12 protein-coding genes are annotated in these 26,612 nt (G+C 51.4%); 9 read left to right on the top strand and 3 right to left on the bottom strand.

The genetic code is table 11. The annotated features are described in order from the left end of the window. Positions 1-27: 27 nt before the first annotated feature. The 3 genes from SCARR_RS07570 to SCARR_RS07560 form a co-directional block, all read right to left on the bottom strand. Positions 28-1,203, bottom strand: coding sequence for a mandelate racemase/muconate lactonizing enzyme family protein (locus SCARR_RS07570; protein ID WP_136060885.1), 1,176 nt, complete (start codon positions 1,201-1,203; stop codon positions 28-30). Between the two features lie 22 nt (positions 1,204-1,225). After that, a complete protein-coding gene (locus SCARR_RS07565; RefSeq protein WP_136060884.1) occupies positions 1,226-4,927 on the bottom strand; it encodes a glycoside hydrolase family 38 C-terminal domain-containing protein in 3,702 nt (1,233 codons plus the stop codon). A gap of 190 nt (positions 4,928-5,117) precedes the next feature. Then, positions 5,118-8,855 (bottom strand): glycoside hydrolase family 38 N-terminal domain-containing protein, encoded by a 3,738-nt coding sequence (locus SCARR_RS07560; protein ID WP_136060883.1) that lies wholly within the window; start codon positions 8,853-8,855, stop codon positions 5,118-5,120. A gap of 487 nt (positions 8,856-9,342) precedes the next feature. Between SCARR_RS07560 and SCARR_RS07555 the strand changes: the two genes are divergently transcribed. The 9 genes from SCARR_RS07555 (at position 9,343) to SCARR_RS07515 (ending at position 26,601) form a co-directional block, all read left to right on the top strand. Continuing rightward, on the top strand, positions 9,343-10,746 hold the full coding sequence (locus SCARR_RS07555) for an MFS transporter (RefSeq protein WP_136060882.1): 1,404 nt from the start codon (positions 9,343-9,345) through the stop codon (positions 10,744-10,746). Continuing rightward, positions 10,743-13,340, top strand: coding sequence for a beta-mannosidase (locus SCARR_RS07550; RefSeq protein WP_136060881.1), 2,598 nt, complete (start codon positions 10,743-10,745; stop codon positions 13,338-13,340). Before SCARR_RS07555 ends, SCARR_RS07550 begins: the two co-directional genes overlap by 4 nt. Further along, positions 13,246-15,903: a glycosyl hydrolase family 28-related protein gene (locus tag SCARR_RS07545; RefSeq protein WP_136060880.1), complete on the top strand. Its 2,658-nt coding sequence runs from the start codon at positions 13,246-13,248 to the stop codon at positions 15,901-15,903. The genes SCARR_RS07550 and SCARR_RS07545 overlap by 95 nt, the downstream gene beginning before the upstream one ends. An 83-nt stretch (positions 15,904-15,986) precedes the next feature. Beyond that, positions 15,987-17,600 (top strand): sulfatase, encoded by a 1,614-nt coding sequence (locus SCARR_RS07540; RefSeq protein ID WP_136060879.1) that lies wholly within the window; start codon positions 15,987-15,989, stop codon positions 17,598-17,600. A gap of 13 nt (positions 17,601-17,613) precedes the next feature. After that, positions 17,614-18,900 carry a right-handed parallel beta-helix repeat-containing protein gene (locus tag SCARR_RS07535; RefSeq protein WP_168433100.1) on the top strand — a complete coding sequence of 429 codons (1,287 nt, stop codon included), beginning with the start codon at positions 17,614-17,616 and terminating at the stop codon, positions 18,898-18,900. A gap of 4 nt (positions 18,901-18,904) precedes the next feature. After that, the gene (locus tag SCARR_RS07530) at positions 18,905-21,601 is read left to right on the top strand and encodes a glycosyl hydrolase family 28-related protein (RefSeq protein WP_136060877.1); all 2,697 of its coding nucleotides are present in this window, start codon (positions 18,905-18,907) and stop codon (positions 21,599-21,601) included. Positions 21,602-21,611: 10 nt separating this feature from the next. Further along, positions 21,612-23,573 carry a sulfatase family protein gene (locus SCARR_RS07525; RefSeq protein WP_136060876.1) on the top strand — a complete coding sequence of 654 codons (1,962 nt, stop codon included), beginning with the start codon at positions 21,612-21,614 and terminating at the stop codon, positions 23,571-23,573. A gap of 147 nt (positions 23,574-23,720) precedes the next feature. Beyond that, complete coding sequence (locus tag SCARR_RS07520; protein ID WP_136060875.1) at positions 23,721-25,127, top strand: sulfatase family protein; 1,407 nt, start codon at positions 23,721-23,723, stop codon at positions 25,125-25,127. 16 nt (positions 25,128-25,143) lie between these two features. Next, the gene (locus SCARR_RS07515; protein WP_168433099.1) at positions 25,144-26,601 is read left to right on the top strand and encodes a sulfatase family protein; all 1,458 of its coding nucleotides are present in this window, start codon (positions 25,144-25,146) and stop codon (positions 26,599-26,601) included. The last annotated feature ends 11 nt before the right edge of the window (positions 26,602-26,612 follow it).

Raw genomic sequence — 26,612 nt, 5'->3', positions numbered from 1 at the left:
GTTTTCAAATCTTTTCATTTCGTTCCTCTATGATTTTGTCAGGTATTTTTCCAGAACGGACATATTTATTTCAACTCCAAGCCCTGGCCCGTCAGGGATTTGAACAAAGCCATCATTAACATTAAACGTTTCTGTTAATAAGCTGTCACGAAGAGGGTTCACGTTTTTATCGTATTCAATCATCGGTGAATTTTCTGGCGCACACTCAAAGGCCGTATGTGGCGACGGTGCAATCGTGGCGCAATATTGCAGCGCCGCCGCAAGGGCAATGCCGCTGCCCCAGCAATGTGGAATCACCTGCACATGATACGCCGAAGCTAATGCTTCAATACGTTTTGCCTCGGTAAAGCCACCAGCGCATCCAATATTGGGCTGGATGATATCAAGGCACTCATTTTTTAATAATTCAAGATAACCAAAACGAGTGAACTCATTTTCACCTGCAGCAATGGCAAGGTTCAATGTTTCGCGAAGTGTTTTGTAGCCATGAATGTTTTCGGGCACAACCGGCTCTTCAAAGAAATGAACATTCATTTCCTCGAGGAATTTACCGATTCGTTTTGCCGTATGGAAGTTGTACGCATGATTTGCATCGACCATCAGAATAATGTCGTCGCCGACTGCTTCACGGATGGCAGCAATACGCTCCATCTCTTCCTTAACATGTAATAATCCGACCTTGATTTTTAAAGCGGTAAAACCTGCATCAATATACCCACTCGCTTCATCTTTCAGGTTTTGCAATGATTTTTTGTAATCAAGGACATCTTCGCCGCGGTAGTAGCATCCCGTTGCATAGCCTAGCACTTTTTTCCTGAACGCGCCTCCAAGCAACTCGTAAACAGGCTTGTTGTAAAATTTTCCAGCAATATCCCACAGTGCGATATCAATGCCGCTCATGGCCTCGATGCCTGTTGTTTTGCGTCCAAAATCGCGGATGCCCGTAAACATATCCTCCCACAAAACATTGATATCAAGAGGGTTTTTTCCGATGAGGCGTGGTTTTAATACGGTTTCGATAAACGTTGCCACCGGTTCGCCAGGGCCGTACTGACCACTTTCTCCCCAGCCGCAAATACCTGTGTCGGTCTCAATACGAACCAGTAATGAATTGCGTTCTGGAAACGCGCATTGTGACGAATAGAAGCGCTGGTCTCCCAGTGGCACTTTTAATAGAAACGTTGTTATGTTTTTAATTTTCATAAAATATACTCCTTTTCAATTTTTATGAACCGCACAACGCACCGCTGATGGCGATGGTAACAATCTCCCAAGGCTCAAACTTAAGCTCGATTTCCCCGTTTTTATTTTCTATTTCACGGATCTTTTCGTGATTCAATTTGACTTGGTTATATTCGGCTGATTTGAGGTAGGGCAGATTGATGCCGGCGTTAGTTTTTTTACCGCTTCTCTCATAAAACCGGATATATATGGCATCCCCCTCATAATAAAGTGCGGACAATACGATATTTGGCTGGTTAATGGAGAGAAACGAGAATGCCTGCTGTTGCTCTGTTGGCAGCGTATCAGGCCAGTAGACTTCCAGCGGCGTGTTCACACTTTTTGCAACCGTATATGCATCTCCCTGGAAGGGGTCGTCTTTGTGGGTATAGATGGAATACTGATAGTTCTGTTTTCCAACGACAAAGGGACGCGCGCGACTTAAGCAGATGGATAGAGTGCCGTCCTTATAATGATAGGAAGGCGAACTCCTGTGGATCAGCGACAGACCATATTGCCCTTGGTATACATCGGCAAAATCCGTTGTTACCTGCCGTTCTTTTTGTGCCTCGTACAGTCCAAAAGGCTGGTTGATGTATAGCTTGCCCCTGAAATTTAACGGGAACTGGACAAATAATCCTGTGTCGTCTTCCTTGCGCGCGCCAAAGTTCATTCCCTCTTTGCCATAATCGACGGTCAAATCAAAATCAATCCGTTTCATGTTGTCATAGAGGCGAACCGAACATTCATACGGTGCGGCCCCAATCTTTGACCGGATACGGATCGTGGATCTCAACGGACCCTGTTCAATGAGTTCAACCTCTGCCGATTCGTCAGAAGAACGAGCCGCGGGGAGAGCGGGAGAAAACAGCTCGTTGCCGACCCGGTTTGAATCAAGCATTTCAATCCCGAGTGTTTTATCAAAAATACGGCTTATCCCGCCATTCTCAGCATTAACTTCAACCAGGTAGTAATCATTCTCCAAACGTGCAGGGCTTGTTTGCAATGATTTCGCCACCACGGGTACCGGTTTTTCTTTAGTGGGTTTCAGGTAATAGGTTTTATAGCCGAGGGATGGAATATCCGCCCGAAACAGCGCCTTGACCCGTTTCACAGAACCATCTCCGTACCGGTCCTCCGAGATGACCTGATACGAGACATCCTCTTTTCCGTCATTTAAGTTAAAGTGGAAAACCTCCCCCTGACTAAAGCTTTTTTCAAACGCTACGCACTCGCGTTTGTTCCAGCCAAGTTGATTGAACACCAGAAGGGGGATCACACTCTTATCCAGCGGCGCGGCGTTCACTCCTTCTGAAAGATCGCTGAATGCTTTGCCTGCAATGGCATCGGCAATATCCTGGCTCTCTTTGATGAACTCTTGTGCCCTGTTGTACCGATTGACAGGGATCATTGGTCCGGCGTAATTAGGTGTTAAGTCCTCGGTGTAATTTTCCATTCCGCCAACCGTGGCCGCTGCTTTAGGCAATAATTCGCGATCGTACCCCCAGGCGTGTGCGCCTGCTTTCTCTTCCCCCGGTTTTACGGTCACAGGCGGCACCTGATTTGCGTAATTTACTGAACCAAAAAACATGTGATCCTGGGTCCTCAGCAGGCTTTGCCAGGATTCATCCAGCTTTTCCTTTGTTTCCATTAAATCCGTGCCCGGCAGTTTGCGTAACACCGCCGCCATTGCGCTTAGTTTCTCTGCGGCCAGTATTTTATTCTCAGTCGTTCGGTTCCATTCAACGGCTTCATTCATACAGCCCCAGCTGGACCAGATATCGAGTTTGTTCGCCCATAAATCATCCACGCCAAGGAAGCACGTTTGTTCGGCTTCGGGAGTTTTTTCAAAAAACTCTTTTGCCGTGACCCAGGTCCCGGCAATGGGTGCAATCGGGTTGATCAGAGTGAGTTCCTTCTCGCTGGGTATCTTTTCAGGGTAGAGGTGGCAGGTCGCATCCAGCGTATCTCCCAGGAGAATCGTCTTATAGCCCATTTTATCAGCTTTTGCGATATTCTCCGGGTGAGTCAGAAATAATGGTTTTTCAATCCCTTCATATTGAGGGCTCGCTTCAATGTCCGAGCCATCTAGGCCGCGCCACATGATCTTATCCGCTCGGATCTCCTTGATCTCCCCTAAGAATCCGGAATGTAAAATGGCATGTTTATATCCAAAATTATTTAACAGCTGGGGCAGCTGGGGGTGGTAATCGAAATGGTCTCTGCAGGTCGCATACGTTTGCACTTTTTCGTCAAGGGCATTTTCAATTACGGGCAGACCATAAGAAAACTGCCTCACATTACTTTCTTCCGGCAGCAGCGGAAGAAAGGCTTGGGAATAAATGCCGTGCACGTTTTCCAAATAACCATCTTTGATTCCGTCGCGAAACCGCTTGATTTCATCGGGGTAGTATTTGACCAATAACTCCAAGTCACAGGAGGTTATGTTCATGAGCCGTTTTGCGCCCGTACGTTCACACCAGTTTAATTGTTTTTCCATCCACTGTATCAGATGGTCCTGGTATTCGGGTTCTGCGAAACCCATCAAGCCTCCGCCATAATAATCGGGAGTCAGGACGCTCGAGTGCCAGCCCCGGATCATATACCGCTTTACGCTGGTCATTTGATCCATACACTCGGATAAACGTTTCACACTTGAATCATATACCGCTTTTCCTTCATCAAATTTTCCTTGAACCAACAGGGTGGCAGCCTGCCCGATTTCATGGTCGGCTTTATCAAGCATCCGCATTAACTGCTCTGCTGACAACCTTTCTGAAAACGGCTCTTCTTGCTGGGCCAGCAATACATAGTCCCTGCTGGAAGCATATGCATAGAACATTTCGCTCCACTTCCGCATCGGTGTTTGTACCGGTTGGTCAAAAAAACCGAAGCCTAAAAGAGCTCTGACTGTATTGACAAAGAGATGGCCCATGTTCGCTTTGTATTGAGCGTACTCCTTCGCGCCCCTGAGATGAGCCTCCAAATCATTAAAAAGGTCAGTTGCAGCCAGACCCACCCTTCCATTTTCTGTCACAAACAGGTCGGGATCCCCTCCAAAACCCAACCGGGTCAGGACCGTACTCTGGCCCGGGTCAAATCTCATGTGCGGCAGCCACATCCGATGCGGATAAACACTGGTCCCTTCGGGAAGACCCAATATCCTCGAAGACGGATGATCGGTCAGCAAAGAAGACGCCGGCGTTTTATCCTCGGTCCCTTTAAATGTGACACCCAGTTTGTTCATGAACAGGGAAGCCTGGGACGGGGACTCAAATGTGGGCTGAACGAGGAACAACGCACCGTTGTTGTCTACATAGCTTAAAAGATCATTGATATAATCGTTCTTAATAATGTGAGGGCACGGAATAATAACCAAATCATACGATGAGATGTTTTGTTCGGTTAACTCCGGAGTGATTGCTTTGCCTGCATCACCCGTTTCCATATCTTCACCGGCTTGAATATATTTCGACGGGTCAGATCCTGCCCTGTCTCCATAAACTTTTTTCACCTCAATATTCGCTTCAGACCGGATCAGCGGGTCATATAAAAACCATGGCAAATAGCCCCAGTCCGGATAGGCGCAGTCATAAAAGATTAAGACCTTCTTCGCTTTTGCGGAGGACAATTCCGCGCCCGCTTTATCCGTTACAGCAGCTTCCCCACTAAAATTTTTCATCATCGTTACCTTTTTTGCCGTCAAATGGTGGTTTCCTTTATTCAGGCAACGGATCCGTTGCCTTCATTAGAGCAACCAGCGTCTCAAAAAACGGCACCATACCGCAACTTGAGAGGAGCGCACCTGTTGCGCCGAGCGGCAGACAACGTGCGCGGCCCGATATGTGTATCTCTATCTTATCTGATGTTCTTGAGTCCTATCTGGTCTATGAACCTTACAACGCACCGCTGATGGCAATGGTCACGATCTCCCAAGGCTCAAACTCAAGCTTTATTTTTCCGTTTCTACTTTTTAGTTCGCGGACCTTTTCGTGATTCAATTTGACCTTGTTATATTCGGCTGATTTGAGGTAGGGCAGATTGATACTGGCTTTCGTTTTCTTACCACTTCTCTCGTAAAACCGGACATATGTGGTATCACCCTCATAATAAAGGGCGGACAATACGATATTTGGCTTGTTAACGGAGAGAAACGAGAATGCCTGCTGTTGCTCTACCGGCAACGTATCAGGCCAGTAGACGATAAACGGCGTATTTACACTTTTTGCAACCGTATATGCATCTCCCTGGAAGGGATCCTCTTTGTGGGTATATATGGAATACTGATAGTTCTGTTTTCCAACGACATAGGGACGCGCACGGGTTAAGCAGATCGACAGAATGCCGTTCCGATATCTATAGGACGGCGAATTCCTGTGGATAAGCGACAGACCATATTGCCCTTGGTATAAATCGGCAAAATCCGTCGTGACCTGCCGTTCTTTTTGTGTCTCGTACAGCCCAAAGGGCTGGTTGATGTATAGCTTGCCCGTAAAATTTAACGGGAACTGAACAAATAAACCTGTATAGCGGTCTTCGATCTCGCCAAATTTCATCCCGTTCCTGCCAAAGTTCATTCCCTCTTTGCCATAATCGACGGTCAAATCAAAATCAATCCGTTTCATGTTGTCATAGAGGCGAACCAAACATTCATACGGTGCGGCCCCAACCTTTGACCGGATACGGATCGTGGACCTCAACGGGCCCTGTTCAATGAGTTCAACCTTTGCCGCTTCGTCAGAAGAACGAGCCGAGGGCTGAGAGGGAGAAAACAGCTCGTTGCCGACCCGGTTTGAATCAAGCATTTCAATCCCGAGTGTTTTATCAAAAATACGGCTTATCCCGCCATTCTCAGAATTAATTTCAACCAGGTAGTAATCGTTCTCCAAACGAGCTGGGCCCTTTTGTAATGACTTCGCCACCACGGGGGCCGGTTTTTCTTTAGTGGGTTTCAGGTAATAGGTTTTATAGCCGAGGGATGGAATATCCGCCCAAAACAGCGCCTTAACCCGTTTCACAGAACCATCCGCGTACCGGTCCTCCGAGACGACCTGATACGAGACATCCTTGCTTCCATCATTTAAGTTAAAGTGGAAGACCTCCCCCTGACTGAAGCTTTTTTCAAACTCGACATAATTGCGTTTATCCCAGCCAAGTTGATTGAACACCAGAAGGGGAATCGAACTCTTATCCAGCGGCGCGGCGTTCACTCCTTCTGAAAGATCGCTGAATGCTTTGCCTGCAATGGCATCGGCGGTCCCCTGGGTCTCTTTGATGAACTCTTTTACCCGGTTGTACCGATTGACCGGGATCATTGGGCCGGCGTAATTAGGTCCTAAGTCCTCGGTATAATTTTCCATACCGCCAGGCGTTGCAGATGACCTCGGCAATATTTCGCGATCATATCCCCAAGCGTGCCCGCCGGCTTTCTCTTCCCCTGGTTTGACGGACACAGGCGGCACCTGATTTGCGTAATTCACAGGACCATAAAACATGTGATCCTGGGTCCGCAGCAGGGTCTGCCAGGATTCATCCAGCTGTTCCTTTGTTTTCATTAAATCCGTGCTCGGCATTTTGCCTAACACTGCCGCCATTGCGCTTAATTTCTCTGCTGCCAGGATTTTATTCTCAGTCGTTCGATTCCATTCCGCGTGCTGATTCAGACAGCCCCAGCTGGACCAGATATCGATTCGACACGCCCACAAATCATCCACGCCCAGAAAGACCGATTGCTCGGCTTTGGGAGTTAGTTCAAAAAACTCTTTCGCCGTGACCCAAGTCCCTGCAATGGGAGCAATCGGGTTGATCAGAGTTAATTCCTTTTCACTGGGGATCTTGACCGGGTAGAGCGGGCAGGTCGCATCCAGCGTATCTCCCAGGAGAATCGTCTTGTAGCCAAGTTTGTCAGCTTTTGCAATGTTTTCAGGGTGAGCCAAAAATAACGGTTTTTGAATCCCTTCATATTGAGGACACGCTTCAATGGCCGAGCCATCTAAGCCACGCCACATGATCTTATCCGCTCGGATCCGCTTGATCTCCCCTAACCATCCGGAATGCAAAATCGCCTGTTTATATCCGAAGTTATTTAATAGTTGGGGTAGCTGGGGGTGGTAATCGAAATGATCTCGCGGGGTCGCATACGTTTGCACTTTTTTGCCAAGGGTATCTTCAAATACGGGCAACCCATAAGCAAACTGCCGCACATTACTTTCTTCTGATAGGATCGGAAGAAAGGCGGCGGAATAAATGCCGTGCACGGATTCCAAATAACCATCTTTGATTCCGTCGCGAAACCGCTTGAATTCATCGGGGTAATATTTGACCAGCAACTGCAAGTCACAGGGGTATACGTTCATGAGCCGTCTTGCGCCCGTACGTTCGCACCAGCCTAATTGTTTTTCCATCCACTGCATCAGGTGGTCCTGGTACTCGGGTTCCGCGAAACCCAACAAGCCCCCGCCATAATAATCGGGAGTCAGGACGCTCGAGTGCCAGCCCCGGATCATATAGCGCTTTACGCTGGTCATTTGATCCATGCACTCGGATAAAAGCTTCACACTTGAATTATATGCAGCTTTTCCTTCATCAAATTTCCCTTGAACCAACAGGCTCGCGGCCTGCCCGATTCCATGGTCGGCTTTATCAAGCATCCGCATCAACTTTTCGGCGGATAACCTTTCCGAAAACGGCTCTTCTTGCTGGGCCAGCAATACATAGTCCCTGCTGGAAGCATACGCGTAGAACATTTCGCTCCACCTCCGCATCGGCGCTTGTACCGGCTGGTCAAAAAATTCCATGCCTAAAAGAGATCTGAATGTATTGACAATGAGATGCCCAATGTTCGTTTTGTACTGAGCGTACTCCTTCGCGTTTCGGACATGAGCATCCAAATCACTGAAAATGTCAGTGGCGGCCAGGCCCACCCTCCCGTTTGCACTCACAAACAGGTCGGGGTCCCCTCCCAAACCCACCTGGGTCAGGACCGTACTCTGGCCCGGGTCAAATCTCACGTGCGGCAGCCACGTCCGATGCGGATAAACACTGCTCCCTTCGGGAAGACCTAATATTCTCGCAGACGGATGATCGGTCAGCAAGGAAGACGCCGGCGTTTGATCCGCGATCCCTTTAAATGCAATCCCCTGTTTGCTCAAGAACCGGGCGGCCTGGGTCGGGGACTCAAATGTGGGCTGAACGAGCAATAACGAACCGTTGTTGTCTACATAATTTAAAAGGTCATTGATATATTCGTTCTTAATGGTGTGAGGATACGGAACAATAACCAAATCATACGATGAGATGATTTGCTCGGTTAGCATCGGAGTGGTCGCGGCACCTGCATCATCTGATTGCAAATCAGCACCGGCTTTAATATATTTCAACGGGTCAGTTTCCCCCTGACCTGCATAAACTTTATCCACCTCAACATTCACTTCAGAACGGATCAACGGGTCATATAAAAACCAAGGCAAATAGCCCCAGGCCGGATAGGCACTGTCATAAAAGATCAAGACCTTCTTCGCCTTTTCGGAGGACAACTCCGAGCCCGCTTGATCAGCTGCTGCCGCACTATTACAGCAAAACAAACCTAAATTAAATGCGATGCCTAGAAGTGCTGCCAAGCTCAATCGTTTCATAATATTTACCCTTTTTTTGCCGTCAGGTGGCTTCCTTTATTCAGGCAACGGACTTTAAAGCAGCCAACCATCTCAAAAACGGCCACACACCGCAATCCGACAAGAGCGCACCCGTTGCGCCCCTGTCGTGCGAGGTGCGGGCCTTTTGGAGTTGGGGGCGGCTCGCCTAATTCACCATTTGTTTTAAATTCCGGGTTTGCGGTTCAGAGGCTGACGCTCGTTAAAGCGTTAAACCCGTTGAGTCCGGAGGATGCGTGAAGTGAGGCCTGGGTCGTCTGCTGGGCGGTTAGGGGCTCGGTTTTGTCGGCTCCAATCATTGGAATAGATTCTTCCAACCGTTGGAAAATCATCCTATTGATCCTGTTATCCCGTCCAAGAACTTCCAAACCATGGAGGCTGGCGCAACAGGTGCGTCATCCGTGGGTTGCGGTGTGTGGCCGTTTTTGAGACTCTTTTCCCCTCATTGATTGATAAAAGGGTCGAACGCATGAGTAAAGAAAACCACCACTTGACGGCGAAGGAAGATAAAATACCGGTCGGTCGGAAGCTTGCCTACAGTTCCGGCGCGGTCGCCGATTCGATTATCGGTTGTTCGGTGCATAATCTGGCCAACCCGGTTTTGAACATGGGGTTGGGGGTCAGCCCGACGCTGGTGGGCCTTGCCTTGTTTATTCCGCGCCTGTGGGATGCTTTCAGTGATCCGCTGATGGGCGGGATTTCGGACAATACGCATTCGCGCTGGGGCCGTCGTCGTCCGTACATTCTCTGTGGCGCTTTTATACAGGGGCTGGCTTTTGCACTGATGTGGATGATGGGGCGCGGCTGGAGTGAAATGCAATATTTCGCCTATTTCCTTGCGACCTCTTTGCTCTTTTTTACGGGCGTGACCATTTTTCTGGTTCCCTGGACGGCAATGGGACTCGAGATGACGCACGATTACCACGAGCGCACGCGGCTGATGTCGTACCGCAGTCTGGTTGCGACGCTGGCCGGATTTCTGGCGCCTTGGTTATTCAAACTGCTCGAGTTGGATATTTTCTCCGATACCGTTGAGGCGGCGCGTTATGTCGGGGCGGGTTTAGGGGCTCTGTTGCTGATTTTCGGCGTGATTCCCGCGCTCGCCTGCAAGGATCGCTATCCGGCGCCGAAGCAGGAGCGGCTCCCTTTGCTCAAGAGTGCCGGGGCCTGTCTGAAGCACAAGCCATTTCTCAAGTTGTGCGGAACGTTGGTCGCCGCCTTTACCAGTTTCCTGATGGTGGATGTGTTGGGGTTCTATCTGATCATTTATTATATCTACGGCGGCGACAAGGGTGCCGGAGCCGTGCTGCACGGTGCCAATGGAACGCTCAACCTGGCCATTAGTGCTATCAGCATCCCGATCATCACGATGATTGCCACGCGGTTCGGCAAGCGTCGCACGTTGCTGGGGCTGCTGCTGCTGGCTGTTTTTGGGACGGTATTGCGCTGGTTTTGCTATACGCCGTCGATGCCCTATCTGGCGCTGCTGCCGACCGCGATTATGGCTCCGGGATTTGGTGCCGCGCTCTGGCTGTTGATTCCCTCAATGTTGCCGGATGTCTGCGATGATGATGAATGCACGCATGGTGTGCGGCGGGAGGGCATGTTTGGTGCTGTGTCTGGCTGGCTGATGAAACTGGGGGTTTCGCTGGCTCTGTTGATCGGGGGGCTAAGCCTCGATTTTTCAGGCTTTGATATTGATCTGGCCGCGGCGCAGCTCCCGAATACTTTTTTGATGATGCGCCTGCTTTTTGTGGCGATTCCCACGTTGGGATTCGGCATCGCGGCCTATCTGATCTGGGCGTATCCAATCACGGAAAAACGCGCCTATGAAACGCGTGCGATTTTAGAGAAAAAGCGGGCTTCTAAATGATCAAGACGATTGATTTAAATGGGGATTGGCTGCTTTGCGAATCCGGCGAATCGGCAACCTGGCCGGCCCGCGTGCCCGGCTGCGTGCAGACGGATTTGCTGCGGAACGGACAGATCCCCGACCCGTTTGTTGGGACCAACGAAAACGAAGTGCGATGGGTCGCTGAAAAGGATTGGGTCTATACCCGCACCTTTTCGCTGAGCGCTGCGGATCTGGAAGAGGCGATTGTTGAACTGGTCTGCGAAGGCCTGGATACCGTGGCGACGGTCTATGTAAACAGTCAGGTTGTCTTGGAATCCGACAATATGTTTTTGGGGCATCGTGTGGAGATTCGGAACGCGGTTCGTGCGGGAGAAAATGAGCTGCGCATCGTATTCCGGAGCATTCTGGAGGTGGCGCGTGAGCGCGGCCCTCAGCCGCTGGATGTGATGGGTTCTGAATTCGGCGCGGGCCGCGAATATGTGCGTGCGGCGCAGTGTTCGTTTGGCTGGGACTGGGGCCCGGCGTTATTTAATACCGGCATCTACCGTCCGATCCGCCTAGAGCTTCGGTCCGGCAACCGCATTGATTCGGTTTTGGTTGAGCAGGTTTTCGACCCGGCGTGCGTTACGCTCAAGCTGTTGCCTGAACTGGCTGAAGAGGATGCTTCCGCCCGGTATCGCGTGGAGCTGTTTTTTGAGGAAGAATGTGTTGCACAGGCCGAGGCGGACGGGCCGGAGTTCGAGCTCGACGTAAAAGATCCGCAGTTGTGGTGGTGTCATGGCCTCGGCGAGCATCCGCTTTATCAGTTGCGGGTCTCTCTGCTGGATGGAGACACTCCGGTTGATGTCTGGGAACGGCGCATTGCTTTGTGTGATGTCAAACTGGAGCAGAACCCGGATCAGTGGGGAACCAGTTTCCAGTTTGTGGTGAATGGTGTTCCCATTTTTGCCAAGGGGTCCAATTGGATTCCGGCGCACCCTTTTTACAGTGAGGTCACTCCGGAGAAATACAGGGAGTTGATCGGGAGTGCCCGTTCGTCCCATATGAATATGATGCGTAACTGGGGTGGTGGATTGTATGAGGATGATGCGTTTTATGACGCGTGTGCGGAAAACGGCATCATCGTCTGGCAGGATTTCATGTTTGCCAATGCCTATTATCCGACGGAAGAGCTGTATCACTCCATTCAGCGTGAAGCCGACTATCAGGTGAAGCGGCTCCGGCATCATTCTCATATCGGGCTTTGGTGCGGGAACAATGAGATGGAAAACATGGCGTACTGCATGGTCGGCAAAGATGAAGAGCGCGTGAAAAACTATGATACGCTTTTTAACCATTTGCTGCCCGATGCCGTAAAGGAGCACTGCCCGGGCATGGCGTATATTCCGGGATCCGCATTCAATCCGGAAGGGTTTGACCTCGGCGATCCGAACAACCCGGAGAGCGGCGATGTGCACTATTGGGATAATGTGATGTATGGAACCCCGATCGAGAATATCTCGAAACTAGAGACGCGATTCCTGTCGGAATTCGGCATGCAGGCCTATCCGCACCCGGCCATCCTCAAAGGAGTCGTCAATGACCTCAACATAACGGGGCCTGAAATGACGCATCGCCAGAAACGCGGCGAGGCGACCCGGGTCAACTTTAACTATATGATGCAACTTCACCGAATGCCGAAGGATTATGCCGCGACGGCCTATCTGTCCCAGCTGGTGCAGGCGTTTTATGTGCGGATGACGGTTGAGCATACCCGTCGCTGCATGCCGCAAACCATGGGCGCTTTGTATTGGCAGATGAATGATTTCTGGCCCGCCATCTCCTGGTCGGGGATTGAGTTTGATGGGCGCTGGCGTGCGCTTCAGTATGAGGCCAGACGCTTTTTCGCACCGTGTTCGGTTTCGGCCAAGTGGCTGGGCGAAGAGCAGATGCTTGTGACCTCGAACTCGATTATTTCAACGGTTCACGGGGCAGAACTCTGGACGGTTTATGATGCCGGACTCCCCGCGGGGGAAGGAATTCTTGATTGGATCCTGTTCCGGGTCGACGATGGATCGGTCCAGTTGGAGGGGCAGACGGCGGTGGAGCTTGAGCCGGGTGTTTCGCGTTGCCAGCTAAAGCGGGATTTTACGGACATTTTCGATAGCAGCGACCGCAGCCGCTTTGTGTTGCGCACCCGCTTATCCGCCGCGGGGCAGCCGCAGTCCGAACACTCGCTCTATTTCTGCGCTCCGAAGCAGATGGAGTTTAAGCAGGCGGGGATTTGCTCGGAAATCAGCCAGACTGCGGATTGCACGGCGCGTGTTGTAATCTCCGCCGGGCATGTTTCGCCCAAGGTCATGCTCGACTTCGACGATTGCGGGCGATTTACCCTAAGCGATAATTTTATTGATCTGTGGCCGAACGAACCGCGCGAAATTGAGGTGATGTTCGAACAACCGATATCCTTGAAGCAGGCTGAATCCGCACTGCGCGTCTTCAGCTATGCCGAGTCTTATGAATTAAAAAGGAACGAATATGATGAACTCGAAAAAAAATATGATCCGGGCGGTTTTGATCGTCCTCGCTATGAGTGCGCAAAGCCTGTGGGCGTCAAAAGCAGCGTTTGTTGAAACGATGTTTCCGACGGAAGATTATGTGATTGCGAATGTCTCCATGGAGCCGACGCCGTCAAAAACAGACGGAGATTCCGCGCGCATTCAGAAGGTGATTGATCAACTGGCAAAGAAGGGCGGAGGCGTCATTTTTCTTCGCGCCGGGCACTACACCATTGATCAGAGCATTCTTCTGCGCCAGAGCGTGACGATTCGCGGGGACTGGGTTGAGCCGACGGAGAAAAATTGCGAGAAGGGGACGATTTTAAACATTACGGCTGACCACGGGAATGAGAATACGCTGCCGGCGTTTATCATGAAACGGAACAGCGGCCTGCGGGAACTGACGTTTTATTATCCAAATCAGGATCCGCTTAAACCGGTGCCGTATCCCTGGACGGTTGGGAACGATGAAAAGGATTATGATCGAAAGGTGGTCAACCAGGTCGGGATGGAATTGGCACCTATGGTGAAAAACTGCACGTTTGTGAATCCCTACCGCGCCATTACCACCTCCACTTGGAATAATGGGCAGTATTATTTTATTAATCTCTATCTGTCGCCGCTCAAGGTGGGGGTTGCGTGTAACTTTGTGACCGATATTGGTCGGACGGCGTACATTCATGTCAGCCCGCGCTGGTGGGAAGAGTTTAAAGGCGCGAAGACGATGCTCAACAACAGGCAGAAATCGGCGTTGCGGGATTATATGTTGAAGAACGCATCCGGTTTGACAATCGGCCGACATGACTGGACCTATATGTATGACATCAATGTCGAGGGGTGCAAAAACGGTATTTACTGTCACAAAAACCCGAACGGGATCTACGGCCCGAATGGCGTGCTGTTTCGGGCGAATATCCGCGATTGCGAAGTGGCGCTCAATGCGGAGAATGTCATCAGTATGGGAATCGCTTTCACGGGCTGTTCGTTTGAAGGCCGGAAGCATGCGGTGTTGAAATCACAATGTGGCAACAGTGCGTTGCAGTTTAACAGCTGCAGCTTTTCGAGCGAAAGCGATTCGGCGGTGCTGATTGACGGCGGGTATGCGTCGTTTGTGAACTGTACGTTTGAGACATGGGCCGGAGCGGCGGCGGTTTATGCGCCCGCCGGCGCGTTGTCCGTTGTGAATTGTGATTTTGAGCAGCCGAAAACTCATGTTCGTATGGATAAAAAGGTCTATTCGGGAAGTCTCCTGTCCAACCGGTTCAAAGGCGCTCCGCGCATTCAGAATTACGCGAAAAAGGGTGTGGTTGAGATTGACCATGAGCAGCAGAAATTTGCGAAGCCCAACATAGAACCGATGAATTTTCCGCCGGAGCCCCAGCCGGAGCGCCGTGCGCTCTATTCCGTTCTTGATTTCGGTGCGTCGCCGGATCTGGATGATAATACCGAAGCGTTTCAGAAGGCGCTCGACAAGGCGGGCAAAGAGGGCGGCGGAACCGTGTATGTGCCGGCTGGAGACTTTTATTTCGAAAGCGGCCTGACTATTCCATCCGGGGTGGAATTGCGCGGTATTTATGAAGGACCGCATCATACCACCAGTCCAGGATCGTTGCTGTTGCCGCTCGCCGGGCGCGGCTATGAGGAGGGGACGCCTTTCATCCAAATGGAATCTGAATCCGGGATGCGGGGTATTACAATTTATTATCCACAGCAGGATTGGTATCGCTCCACCCCCTATCCCTGGACCATTCGCAACCTGGGCCCCGGCTGCTGGTTAATGTTTGTCACGTTGAGCAATCCCTACCAGGGTGTTGATTTCTGGACCAACCCAAGCGAAGGACACCACATCAAATATCTGGCCGGATCTCCGATTCGTCGCGGGTTGTTTGTGAGCAAGTCCAAAAACAAGGGCTGGATCCAGGATTCGCAGTTTGTTTGCAATTATGCCATTTGGACACCGACCCGGTTGAACAATCTGGATGTACCCGCTAATGATTGGCGCAATGTATCGTTGATGACCACGCAGATGGATAATCTGGAAGCCTATAAGTTCGGAAATCTTGCCGATGAGCAGGTGATGGGAACTTTTGTCTATTGCTCTCATGCCGGCTTAACGACCGCTGCCGATGATTACAACGGGCATATTTTAGGCCCCAATATGCGCGTCGTTCAGCATGGTACGGACCTCGGTGCTTACGGCTTTCGTATTCAGGCGGTCGGTAATAAGGGGGTAGAATTTATCAACTCGGAGCAAACCCCAAATACTTATGTGCAGCATGGCGGGATTGTTGTCGAGGATTCCTGCAAAGGGGAGGTTTCATTCTTTAACTCCGCTTCATGGTCCATCGCGAAGAACTTCGCGTATTTGAAGGGGGATGCAAAGGTGACGATTCAGCAGTTCAACAACCGTACGGGTCCCATCTTTGTTGAAGGATCCAACGTGCAACTTGATGTCGGTCATTATGACCGCCCGGATTATCGGGAGAAGAGAAAGCTGAAGGGCAGGGGCATGCGCGAGCTGCTACCTCATGTCAATTTGACCGAAGAGGCGAAAGATACGCGCCTGATTGGGCATACCGTTTCGCAAAATGATGAAACCGGGTGCTTTGAGGCGCGTGTGGGGCCGATGCGGAAATAGCTGAAGGAAGGTTTTTTAGACGGGGTAACAGGATTAGTATTATCCGGAACATCCTGTTATCCGGTCAAAAAAGGTTGTCTGCCGTGAAGATTAAGAAAATCAATCGAATCAGAATCCTTGTTCTGGGTGCGCTTCTTTTAGGGGCGGTCACGGGCATTGCAAGCGCTTCGACTTCTGAGCAGCCTCCCAATGTTCTGTTCATCCTCGTGGATGATCTGAACGATGCGGTTGCCGGGTGGGATGGACATCCCCAGGCGGTTAGCCCGAACATCGCGCGGTTGCGTTCCGCCGGCGTGAGTTTTGTCAATGCGCATTGTAATTTCCCCCTTTGTGTGGCCTCGCGAGCCAGCCTTTTTACGGGAGTCTATCCCCACAAATCCGGTTATTCAGCTCAACCGAAATCGTTTCGGTCGAATCCTGTTCTCAAAGAGAGTGTCACGCTCATGGAACACTTTCGTGACAATGGCTACACCGTGATGGGAACGGGTAAGCTCTTTCATCACAGCGCCGGCAATCCGGATCCGTCGATCTGGAGCAAGATCGACGGAAAGCCCGCTTACGGTTGGAGTGCCGATGCGGGGCCGTGGTCTGCCAGTGCGAAGCGGCCCGGTGGCGGGTGGGGAACGCCTCATCCTTCATATCCTGAGCATCATAGTGATATTTTAATGGCGCGCCTTTCCGAGGTTCCTATTCACCCCGGGGATGAAAAGGCGCTGCCGAGCAATCACAGCGGGTGGTATCTGCGTGGAAAGCCGTTCCGCTATAACGGCCCGGATGACCGTGATTTGATGGCGGACGAGCAGCATGTGAAATGGGTGACCAAACGTCTTCAGAAAAAACACGACAACCCGTTTTTAATCTGCGTCGGCTTCCATCGCCCGCACAGTCCTCTCATTCTACCTGATGAGTATGTCGACCGCTTTCCGCTGGATTCGATTCAGCTTCCTGAAATCCTCGAAAATGATCTCGATGATTGCGCGAACATCCTGAAAGACATCAATCATAACTATCGCAGGCTGATGGGAATCGGGGGTGAGCGTGAAGTGAAGCGCTGGATTCAGTTCTATTTGGCATCCGTTGCCTTTGTGGACGAGCAGATCGGGGCGCTTCTGGATGAGCTTGAAAAGAGCCCGTATGCTGATAACACGGTGGTGGTTCTGACTTCCGACCATGGGTATCACATGGGGAAAAAAGAGCGGGTTTATAAGAATAGTCTTTGGGAGGAAAGCACCCGCGTTCCGTTTATTATCTCCGCGCCGGGAATCGGGAAGGATGCAACCTGCGACCATCCGGTTTCGCTCATTGATCTTTATCCGACGCTTATCGATTTGTGCAAGCTGCCGCAGCATCCAAATTCAAAAACCGGCCGCACATTGCTGGACGGCTTCAGCCTGCTGCCGCTTCTTGAAGATCCTGAAAACGGACGATGGGACGGACCCGATGTTGCGTTGACCATGGTGCGGGAATGGTACCCTGAAAACCGGAAGCCGAAAGATATGCATTTTGAATTCACAGTTCGCTCCAAAGACTTCCGGTATACGCGTTGTTCGAACGGGGAAGAGGAGCTTTATGACCACCGCAAAGACCGCCATGAGTGGCATAACGTGGCGGATGAATCAAAATACGCTAAAGAGAAAAACGAGCTAAGGCGTCAGCTCACGGAAATGACCGAAGAGAAAAAACAGACCGGATTTTGAGATGGAGAACACTGTGAAAGAAAAATTAATTGCATATCAGGTCGCGGAAAAAGTTGCTGTAATCGGAAACATTTCAAGGGCGGTTTTGTTTGAAGGGAAACTCAGTGAGTGCAGCGGCGTGTTGCAATCGGCACTCGATCGCCTGGCTGCAGAGGGCGGCGGATCCCTGCAGGTTGAGTCCGGCACATTCCCGCTGGAGCGATCTCTTCTGGTCGGCAGTTTTGTTACCGTGAGCGGCAGTGGTCGCAGTACCTGTTTTCAGGTGAATGAAAACAGTCAGGATGGCCGCGGTATCGTGGTTAAGGATTGCTCCGGCGCGCGGGTGGAAAAATTGGCGGTCGTTGGCGAGGGAAGCACTCCTTGCGGTGAAAGCGGCATTGTGTTTGATAATTGCGGCGACTGCGTATTGGATTCTGTGTTTGCTAAGAACTTCGAGAAATACGGCATCCTGCTTGACAACAATTCATTCCTTTTCCGGGTCGTTAACTGCAGCGCAGCGGGCAATGCCGATGCGAACATCATGCTTAAGGATCTTTGCAACACGCATGCCGGCGACTTCCCTCCGCGCCTGGTGAGCAACTGTACGGTGTATGGGGGTGGGGTAGGCATTCGCCTGCTTAACTCGACGGTCGTTAATATCAGCTCCTGCTTGGTGTATCAGGCCGAAAGCCATGGGTTTCTGCTCGAGTGCGGAAAATATAACGCCAACAGCGTTCTGATTACCGGTTGCCGAACCTTCCAGGTCGGGGGGAGTGCGGTCTATGCGAAGGACGCGCATGAACTCAACGTTTCCAGCAACACGTTCTGCTGGCAGCGTGAGCATGGAATTGTGCTCGATAATGTGAACTGGGCGGCCATCAACGCCAACTGCATCATGGACAACGGCGTGCGTCATGATCCACCGCAATGCGGCATTGTTCTCAAACGCGGCACCCGCGGGGCCCAGGTGAGCGGAAATACTGTTTTCAACTGGCCGGAACAGCAACCAATGGATCAAGGCATTGTTGAAGACGAGAGCTGCTATAAAAACATCATTGCGAACAACATCGTCAGCTATTACCTCAACCGCGATGTGGTCAGTGAAGGGAAGCTCTCCGAGAGCCATGGGAATCTCAGCGAAAACATGGCGTATGCTCCCGCGCAAGGCACACCGCTGGATGAACCGCCTTATGACGGATCGCTCGTTCCGATTCATAAAATGTGGAAATGCATGGGGCCGTTTGAAAACGAGCAGTTCGGTTTTACCTATCCCGATTTCAAACGCGACCCGTTGATTAATTATATTCAAAAGGAGGCTTAAAAAAATGAACAAATGGTTAAAATTCATATGTGTTGCCGGGGTGACGGGCTGGACTGCAACCGCATCCGCTGTACAGGTTGTTAATACGGTTTTCCCAACCGACGATGTGGTGATTGCGAATGCCGTCCTCAAACCGAAGGCATCTTCTAAAGGCGACTCGGAGCGAATTCAGGCGGCAATTGATGCGCTTTCCCAAAAGGGCGGGGGCGTTGTGTTCCTCCAGGCGGGACGCTATGTGGTGGATGAGCCGATTGTGGTTCGCTCCGCAGTTACGTTGAGAGGCGACTGGGCTCCTCCCACGGAAACTGACTCGGAAAAAGGGACGGTTCTTGAAGTCATTGCCGGGCACGGCCAGGAAGATGCGTTGCCGACCATTATGCTTCATCGCGACGCGTGTATTCGCGATATGACCGTGTATCACCCGAACCAGAATCCAAAAAATCCGGTTCCTTATCCTTGGACGATTTCTTCCGACCCGAGTCCGAAGAAGTACAAGACGGAACATTCAGTAAACGATATGGTCGAATCGAATCAAAGCGTAATCAACGTCACCTTAATCAATCCCTATCGGGGAATCCGCTTCAGTTCATGGACGAATATTCTGATGTTTGTCGACCGTGTTTTCGGAACTCCGCTCAAAACCGGGTTTGAATGGAACAACTGCTCAGATATCGGACGGGTTTATCGCATCAACTTCAGTCCGAAATGGTGGGAGGAGTCCCGTGTTTCCGGTGCGGCGATGTCGGATAAAAAACGTGCCGCGCTCCGTTCCTACCTTCTGAAGGAAGGCACGGCGTGTGTGTTCTCCCGTAATGATTGGTATTATGTCTATGATCTGAATGTAGAGGGATATCACACCGGCATCTATACCGCCCTACTTCCGGATACAAAGGAAGTGAGCGGCTATGGAATGATGTTCGGCGTGAAGATTCAGGACTGCGAAATCGCCATTCACGCCAAGGAAATCCGTTGTCCGGGCATGTTGATTTCTGCCGGTGAATTGCATGGACGCAAACACGTACTCCTCCGTGAGTCGGTTGACGAATGGATGGATCGGGGGCCTGTGCAGTTTAACTCGTGCCGGTTTTCTTCGGATAACGGTCCGGCGATTAAGACCATTAACGGGAATGTTTCTCTCGTAAACTGCACGTTTGCAAACTGGAAGGATGCCGCCATTGATTTGGGCGCTGGTGCCGGGATGGTGGTGAATTGCGACTTTGAAAAGGCCGGAACCGCTTTGCGTATCGGCCCCGGGAAGGAACATGCCAAGGTCATTTCCTGCCGTTTCAAAGGGAAGCCCGGTATAGATAATCAGCGGACACCATCGCTGGTTGATGTGGATCATAAGCAGCGCAAGTTTGAGACACCGGAAACGGAACTGATGACATTTCCTGCGGATCCGCGTCCGGCAAAGAACGCTGTGTTTGATGTGGTTGATTACGGCGCATCGGAAGAGAAGGAAGATAACACTGCGGCGTTTCAAAAGGCGTTGGATGCGGCGGGTGAAAATGGCGGCGGAGTCGTCTATGTCCCGGCCGGTATTTTCCGGTTTAAAGGCAATTTGATGGTTCCCGCTGGAGTGGAGTTGAGAGGTTGTTTTGAAGCGCCTCATCATAACCTCACTGCGGGATCGGCGTTGATTCCAATGGGTGGCGTGCGCGACCCGGAAGGCACGCCGTTTATTCAGTTGCAGACGCGCTCCGGCATTCGGGGGTTGAAGATCTTTTATTCCACACAGGAGTGGTGGCGCCTGTATCGGTATCCCTGGGCGGTGCGTAGCCTCGGCCCTGAAACGTGGGTGGTTTATCTCACCTGCGGGAATGCGGATCAGGGAGTGGATATGGGAACGCATCCCTCTGATGGGCACTACGTCAAATATCTTGCCGGTTCATTTATGCGCAGCGCACTGTGGGCGAGTAAATCGAAGAGCACGGGTTGGATTCGCGATGTGCATACGAGCAATAACTTTACGATCTGGGCGGACTCCCGTCTTAAACCGAAAGATCCTGAATTCGATTGGGAAACGATGAAGGCCTGGCATGGAAATTCATTGGGGGAAATCCAGCGCCATCATTTGAATACCGTAGCCCTGGGCTCGCTCGCCGATGAGCAGGTGATGGGCACCTTTTCCTTCTACTCGCGCAGAACCCTTTCGTTCCGCGACGATTATATCAAAGGGACTAGTGGAGCAAAACGGGGTGCAAAGGCGCGGGTGGTCAACCATGCGGGTGATGTGTCAACGGAGATGATTGCCGCCGGAGGGGCGCCTGACTTTGAACTGACGAACTTCTTTATGTCGCCGAATACATTCCTCGCCCGTCCGGGCATTGCTTTTTACGACGACTTTAAGGGGAAGGCATCGATCTTCAATGCCAGCTCATGGCATTGGGGGCTCGGACATGCCACCATTCAGGGCGAGGGAGACGTTGTTCTTCAGCAGGTGCTTAACGCGGGCGGCCCAATCCGTGTTGAGGGTGGAAACGTGAGTCTTGAAGCCATTACGTGGCCGATGAGCAGTTCACGGCTTAAGTACGAAAAACCAGCTCCCTATATTTTCGTCGGTAAAAAGGTCGAATCGATCCGCGTTCTTGGGAATATCACCCCGTCCTGGGAAAAAATTCCTTTTGTTTGGCAGTTTGAAAAAGGTGCCCCGAAGCCTGTTATGGCGGGGAATCAAACGCCGGTGATTAATTCAAAGTAAGGATGAAGTGATGAAGCATAGAAAAGGTATCATGATGTGTTGGGTTTTGGCTTGCCTGCTGTTGGGCGGAAGAGCTGGATGGGCTGAGCAGAAAAAACCCAACATTCTGTTTATTCTTACCGATGATCATCGCTGGGATGCGATGGGTTTTACCGGTGTCTATCCGTTTCTTAAAACGCCCAATATGGATCGGTTGGCCCGTGAGGGCGCCCATTTTGAAAATGCGTTCGTAACGCTCTCGATGTGCTCGCCTGCGAGGGCAAGCTTTCTTACGGGGATGTATCCGCATAAGCATGGGGTTTACAACAATGAAGATTTGCGTGAGTGCGACTGGCGCAAAACCCCGTCGTTTGCCGCCTATCTCCAGAAGGCCGGCTATGAAACCGGCTATATTGGCAAATGGCATATGGCCCATAGCACTGACCCGCGTCCCGGCTGGGACTTCTGGGCAATGTTTTCGGGACAGGGGAAATATAACGGCAATGACATCGTCGTGAACGGAGAAAAGGTTTATGAACCGGGATATGTTTCCGATGTGCTCAATCGCTATGCGCGTGAGTTTATTGAGAGAGATCGCGGCGATAAACCGTACATGCTTTACCTTTCCCACAAGGCGGTTCATGCGCCGTTTCTGCCCGCTGAACGACATGAAAATCTCTATGCGAAAGCCAGGATTCCGAAGCCGGCCAGCTATGGCGAAGATATGTCGAATAAGCCCGTTTGGCAGACGGTTCACTGGCGCGGCGCGACGATGCTGAACGGAAAACTGTGGAAGTTTGATGACTATGATTTTTCCAAACCTTGGAATCCAGAAGGACACAGTGCGCCGATGCATAAAAATTATCTGCGTGCTCTCTCTGCGGTGGATGAGGGGATTGGCGGCATTCTTGACCTGCTTGAAAAGCGGGGAGAACTCGATAATACCGTTGTGATTTATGCGGGCGACAACGGCTTTATGCTCGGCGAGCATACTCGGGCCGATAAACGGGTGGCTTACAACGAATCCATTCGCGTCCCGTTCCTGTTACGCTATCCAAAGCTGGTGAAGCCCGGCAGCACGATTGATGAAATGATTCTGAACATCGACCTGGCTCCCACGCTGCTTGAGCTGGCTGGTATCAGCAAGCCGGTAGCCATGCAGGGCGAATCAATTCTACCGCTGTTTAAAGGCGAGACCGACGGTTGGCGTGATGATTTCCTTTACACCTACTATCAGGATCTTCAGCCGCATCTTCCGCGGATTACCGCCGTGTGCAGCAAGGACTATCTGCTCTCCGTCTACCCGGACCGCCCGGAGGATAAAAACGAACTCTATGATCTGAAGCGCGATCCCTATGAGATGAACAACCTCATCGACCATCCCGAAATGGCGCCCGTTCAGAAATCGCTGTTTCGTCGCCTGGACGAGTTGAAAAATGAGTTTGCTTATCGCGCCGATGTTCCGGATCCGCATCCGGGTCGCTGGGACGGCGGGAAAATCGGGAAACTTTACAGCTTATCGAAACCTCGACAGTTCAAGGCCGACACGAAGTTCGATTCCCAGAAAAACAAAGATCTGGATATGCGCTGGGGAACTTATGAAATCGATCTGACTTTCAACGCAACCGCCGATGGCGTGATTGCTTCACAGAAAAGCACGTACTTAGGATATGTCATTTGCATTGAAGGCGGGCGTTTGCAATTGGTGATGGCCCAGGCGTACGGGAAGTATATTCTCGAGTCATCCAAGCCGGTTTTGAACAGAACGGTTAACGCCCGCATCACCTATTGCAATGCGACAAGGGTTTTCACGTTGGAGGTTGACGGGCGCAAAGAGGCGGAAGATAAACGGATTAATACGATTCCCCATTGGGGTTCGGATCTGCAGAAGGTTCGCTTCGGGCGCATTGATTCGGTTTGGCCCAACACGCACTCTACGCCCGATAGTTTCCAGGGAACGCTGGAGCGTTTTGAAGTCAGCCGAAGCAAATAACAGAAGGCATAACACCGTCGCGTTTTAATCGACCGAGCCTAGGGCGGATGAATAGGGGTAAACGTTTGCATGAAAGGTGCCGGTTTGGTAAAAGGTTCCTTTCGTACGAGGTAGTTTGAATTTTGACGGATAGAGCGGAGTAATAAGATGAAAAAACGTTGGTTACATAGTCTTGTAGTACTGGGTGCGTGTGCATTTGTTTGCGGTGCATTTGCGGAAAAGCCGAATATTATTTTCATTCTGACGGATGATTTGGGTTATGGCGATCTGGGGGTGATGGGTCATCCCTATGTTCAGTCACCAAACATCGACCGGTTGGCGAACGAAGGGATCCGGCTGGAACAGGCGTATACCGCAGCGGCCTGGTGCATGCCCAGTCGGGCGGCGTTTATGAACGGGGTCTATCCGGCACGGGAGTTTAACGCGACGAGGGTGCTTTCCGCGGATCGGCCCACGCTGACGAGCATGCTGAAAGAGGCGGGTTATGCCACCGCCCACTTCGGGAAATGGCACATGGGTGAAGGTGAGAGTGCGCCACCGCCTGCCGAGTACGGAATTGAGGAGAGTTTTACGAAGTATAGCAGCGGGCTGGGATGGACGGACAAGGAGATGAAGGAAAAGCATCACCGCGAAAGAACGGCGGCGCGTTATGTTGATCTCTCCATCGATTTTATGACGCGGAAAAAGGATCAGCCCTTTTTCATTAACCTCTGGGTGCATAACACTCATGCCGTTGTGAATCCAACCCCCGAACAATTGGCGGTCTATAAGGATCTGGAGGTGTCGATTGATGATTTTGAAAATCCGCTGCAGCGTGAATTTCTGGAGTTTGTTGGCAAGCATGGAAATGTGCGGAAAGCCATGCGCGCTTTTTGTGCCGATGTGACCGCGCTCGACAAAGAGATTGGCCGTCTGCTCGACAGCCTCGCAGAGCTTGGGCTTGAAGAAAATACGATCGTGGTTTTTTCGAGCGATAATGGCCCGGCTCCGTTGTTGAAAGTTGGGGAATGGGACCAGATTGTTCCGCGGTTTAAGAAAAGTCCGAACTTGATGAACAGTGTCGGCTCCGCCGGACCCTATCGGGATCGAAAAATCGCATTGCATGACGGGGGGATTCACACCCCGTTTTTCATCCGTTGGCCCGCGAAAATTAAACCCGGCATTGACCGCGACACGGTATTTTGCGGCGTTGATTTGATGCCCACGATTGCCGGGCTGGTCGGTGCGGTTGCTCCGGAGGGAATCGATGGTGAAAATCTTGGTGAGGCATGGCTAGGCGCGCCGCAAGCCCGGAAGAAAATGCTCTTGTGGAGCGATGCTTCCTCATGGCTCGCATTACGCGACCGGCAGTGGAAGGCGCATCTTCAGAGGGATACGATTCGCCTCTACAACCTGGACGAAGACCTCTCGGAGTCAAACGATCTGGCCGGTGCCTACCCGGAGATTGCCGCGAAATATTTTAAAACGCTCAAGCAATGGGAGGCCTCGATCTATCCGAAAAGGGCATCAAAATCCAAAGTGGGCGGCAAGAAAAAGAAAAATCCAAAACAGTAAACAGGGGTTTGTTGTGATGAAAAACAAGTTTAAGCGCACACAATTATTAACAAGGTATGCCTTTTTTTTGGGAGCAGCAGTGCTGGCATGTTCTGCGCCAGACTCCGTGGCCGCGGGACACGGGGCATCCCCGAACAAGCCGAATATTATTTTTATTCTGGCGGATGATCTGGGCTGCGGCGACCTAGGGGTGATGGGTCATCCCTATGTTCAGTCACCCAACATCGACCGGTTGGCGAACGAAGGGATCCGGCTGGAACAGGCGTATGCCGCTGCGGCTTGGTGCTCGCCCAGTCGGGCGGCGTTTATGAACGGGGTCTTTCCGGCCCGGGAGTTTAACGCGAACAAGTGGGTGCTTTCCGCGGATCGGCCCACGCTGACGAGCATGCTGAAAAAGGCGGGCTATGCCACCGCCCACTTCGGGAAGTGGCACATGGGGCAGAGTAAGAGTGCGCCGCCGCCCGCCGACTACGGTATCGACGAGAATTTCGGCACGCAGAGCACCGGGCCGGTATGGACGGACAAGGAGATGAAGCAAAAGCATCATCGCGAAAGAACGGCGGCCCGCTATGTGGATCTCTCTATCGATTTTATGACGCGAAAAAAGGATCAGCCCTTTTTTATCAACCTCTGGGTGCATAACACTCACGCCGTTTTGAAGCCCACCCCCGAACAAAAGGCGGTCTATAAGGATCTGGAGGTGTCGATTGATGATTTCGAATATCCGCTGCAGCGCGAATTTCTGGAGTTTATTGCCAAGCATGGAAATGTGCAGAATGCCATGCGCGCTTTTTGTGCCGATGTGACCGCCCTCGACAAAGAGATTGGCCGTCTGCTCGACAGCCTCGCTGAACTTGGGCTTGAGGAAAATACGATCGTGATTTTTACAAGCGACAACGGCCCGGCGCCGGTCTTGAAAGTTGGGGATTGGGACCGGATTATCCCACGGTTTAAGAAAGATCCGAACTTGATGAACAGTGTCGGCTCCGCCGGACCCTATCGGGATCGAAAATTCGCATTGCATGACGGGGGCATTCACGTTCCGTTTTTCATTCGCTGGCCCGCAAAAATTAACCCCGGCATCGACCGTGATACGGTGTTTTGCGGCGTTGATTTGATGCCCACGCTTGCCGAGCTGGTCGGCGCGGATGCTCCTGAAGAGATTGATGGCGAAGATCTTAGTGAGGCATGGCTTGGCGCTCCGCAAGCCCGGGAGAAAACGCTCTTGTGGAGCGATAATCCCAGATGGCTCGCATTGCGCGACCGGCAGTGGAAGGCGCATCTTCAGGGGGATACCGTCCGCCTCTACAGCTTGAACGAAGACCTCTCGGAGTCGAATGATTTGGCCGGTGCCTATCCGGAGGTCGCCGGAAAATATTTTAAAACGCTCAAGCAATGGGAGATCTCAATCTATCCGAAAGGGGCATCGGAACCCAAGGCTGGTGGTAAGAAAAAGAAAAATTTAAACCACTAAAACTGGAAGTT

The organism is Pontiella sulfatireligans, from assembly GCF_900890705.1.
Lineage (GTDB): Bacteria > Verrucomicrobiota > Kiritimatiellia > Kiritimatiellales > Pontiellaceae > Pontiella > Pontiella sulfatireligans.
The sequence above is the reverse complement of the archived record's forward strand: the minus strand, read 5'-3'. Positions and strand labels throughout refer to the sequence as shown.

Excerpts from the sequence above, each read along its gene's own strand:
- SCARR_RS07570 (WP_136060885.1), bottom strand. The coding sequence starts at position 1,203 with ATGAAAATTAAAAACATAACAACGTTTCTATTAAAAGTGCCACTGGGA.
- SCARR_RS07560 (WP_136060883.1), bottom strand. The coding sequence starts at position 8,855 with ATGAAACGATTGAGCTTGGCAGCACTTCTAGGCATCGCATTTAATTTA.
- SCARR_RS07555 (WP_136060882.1), top strand. The coding sequence starts at position 9,343 with ATGAGTAAAGAAAACCACCACTTGACGGCGAAGGAAGATAAAATACCG.
- SCARR_RS07550 (WP_136060881.1), top strand. The coding sequence starts at position 10,743 with ATGATCAAGACGATTGATTTAAATGGGGATTGGCTGCTTTGCGAATCC.
- SCARR_RS07545 (WP_136060880.1), top strand. The coding sequence starts at position 13,246 with ATGATGAACTCGAAAAAAAATATGATCCGGGCGGTTTTGATCGTCCTC.
- SCARR_RS07530 (WP_136060877.1), top strand. The coding sequence starts at position 18,905 with ATGAACAAATGGTTAAAATTCATATGTGTTGCCGGGGTGACGGGCTGG.
- SCARR_RS07525 (WP_136060876.1), top strand. The coding sequence starts at position 21,612 with ATGAAGCATAGAAAAGGTATCATGATGTGTTGGGTTTTGGCTTGCCTG.
- SCARR_RS07520 (WP_136060875.1), top strand. The coding sequence starts at position 23,721 with ATGAAAAAACGTTGGTTACATAGTCTTGTAGTACTGGGTGCGTGTGCA.
- SCARR_RS07515 (WP_168433099.1), top strand. The coding sequence starts at position 25,144 with ATGAAAAACAAGTTTAAGCGCACACAATTATTAACAAGGTATGCCTTT.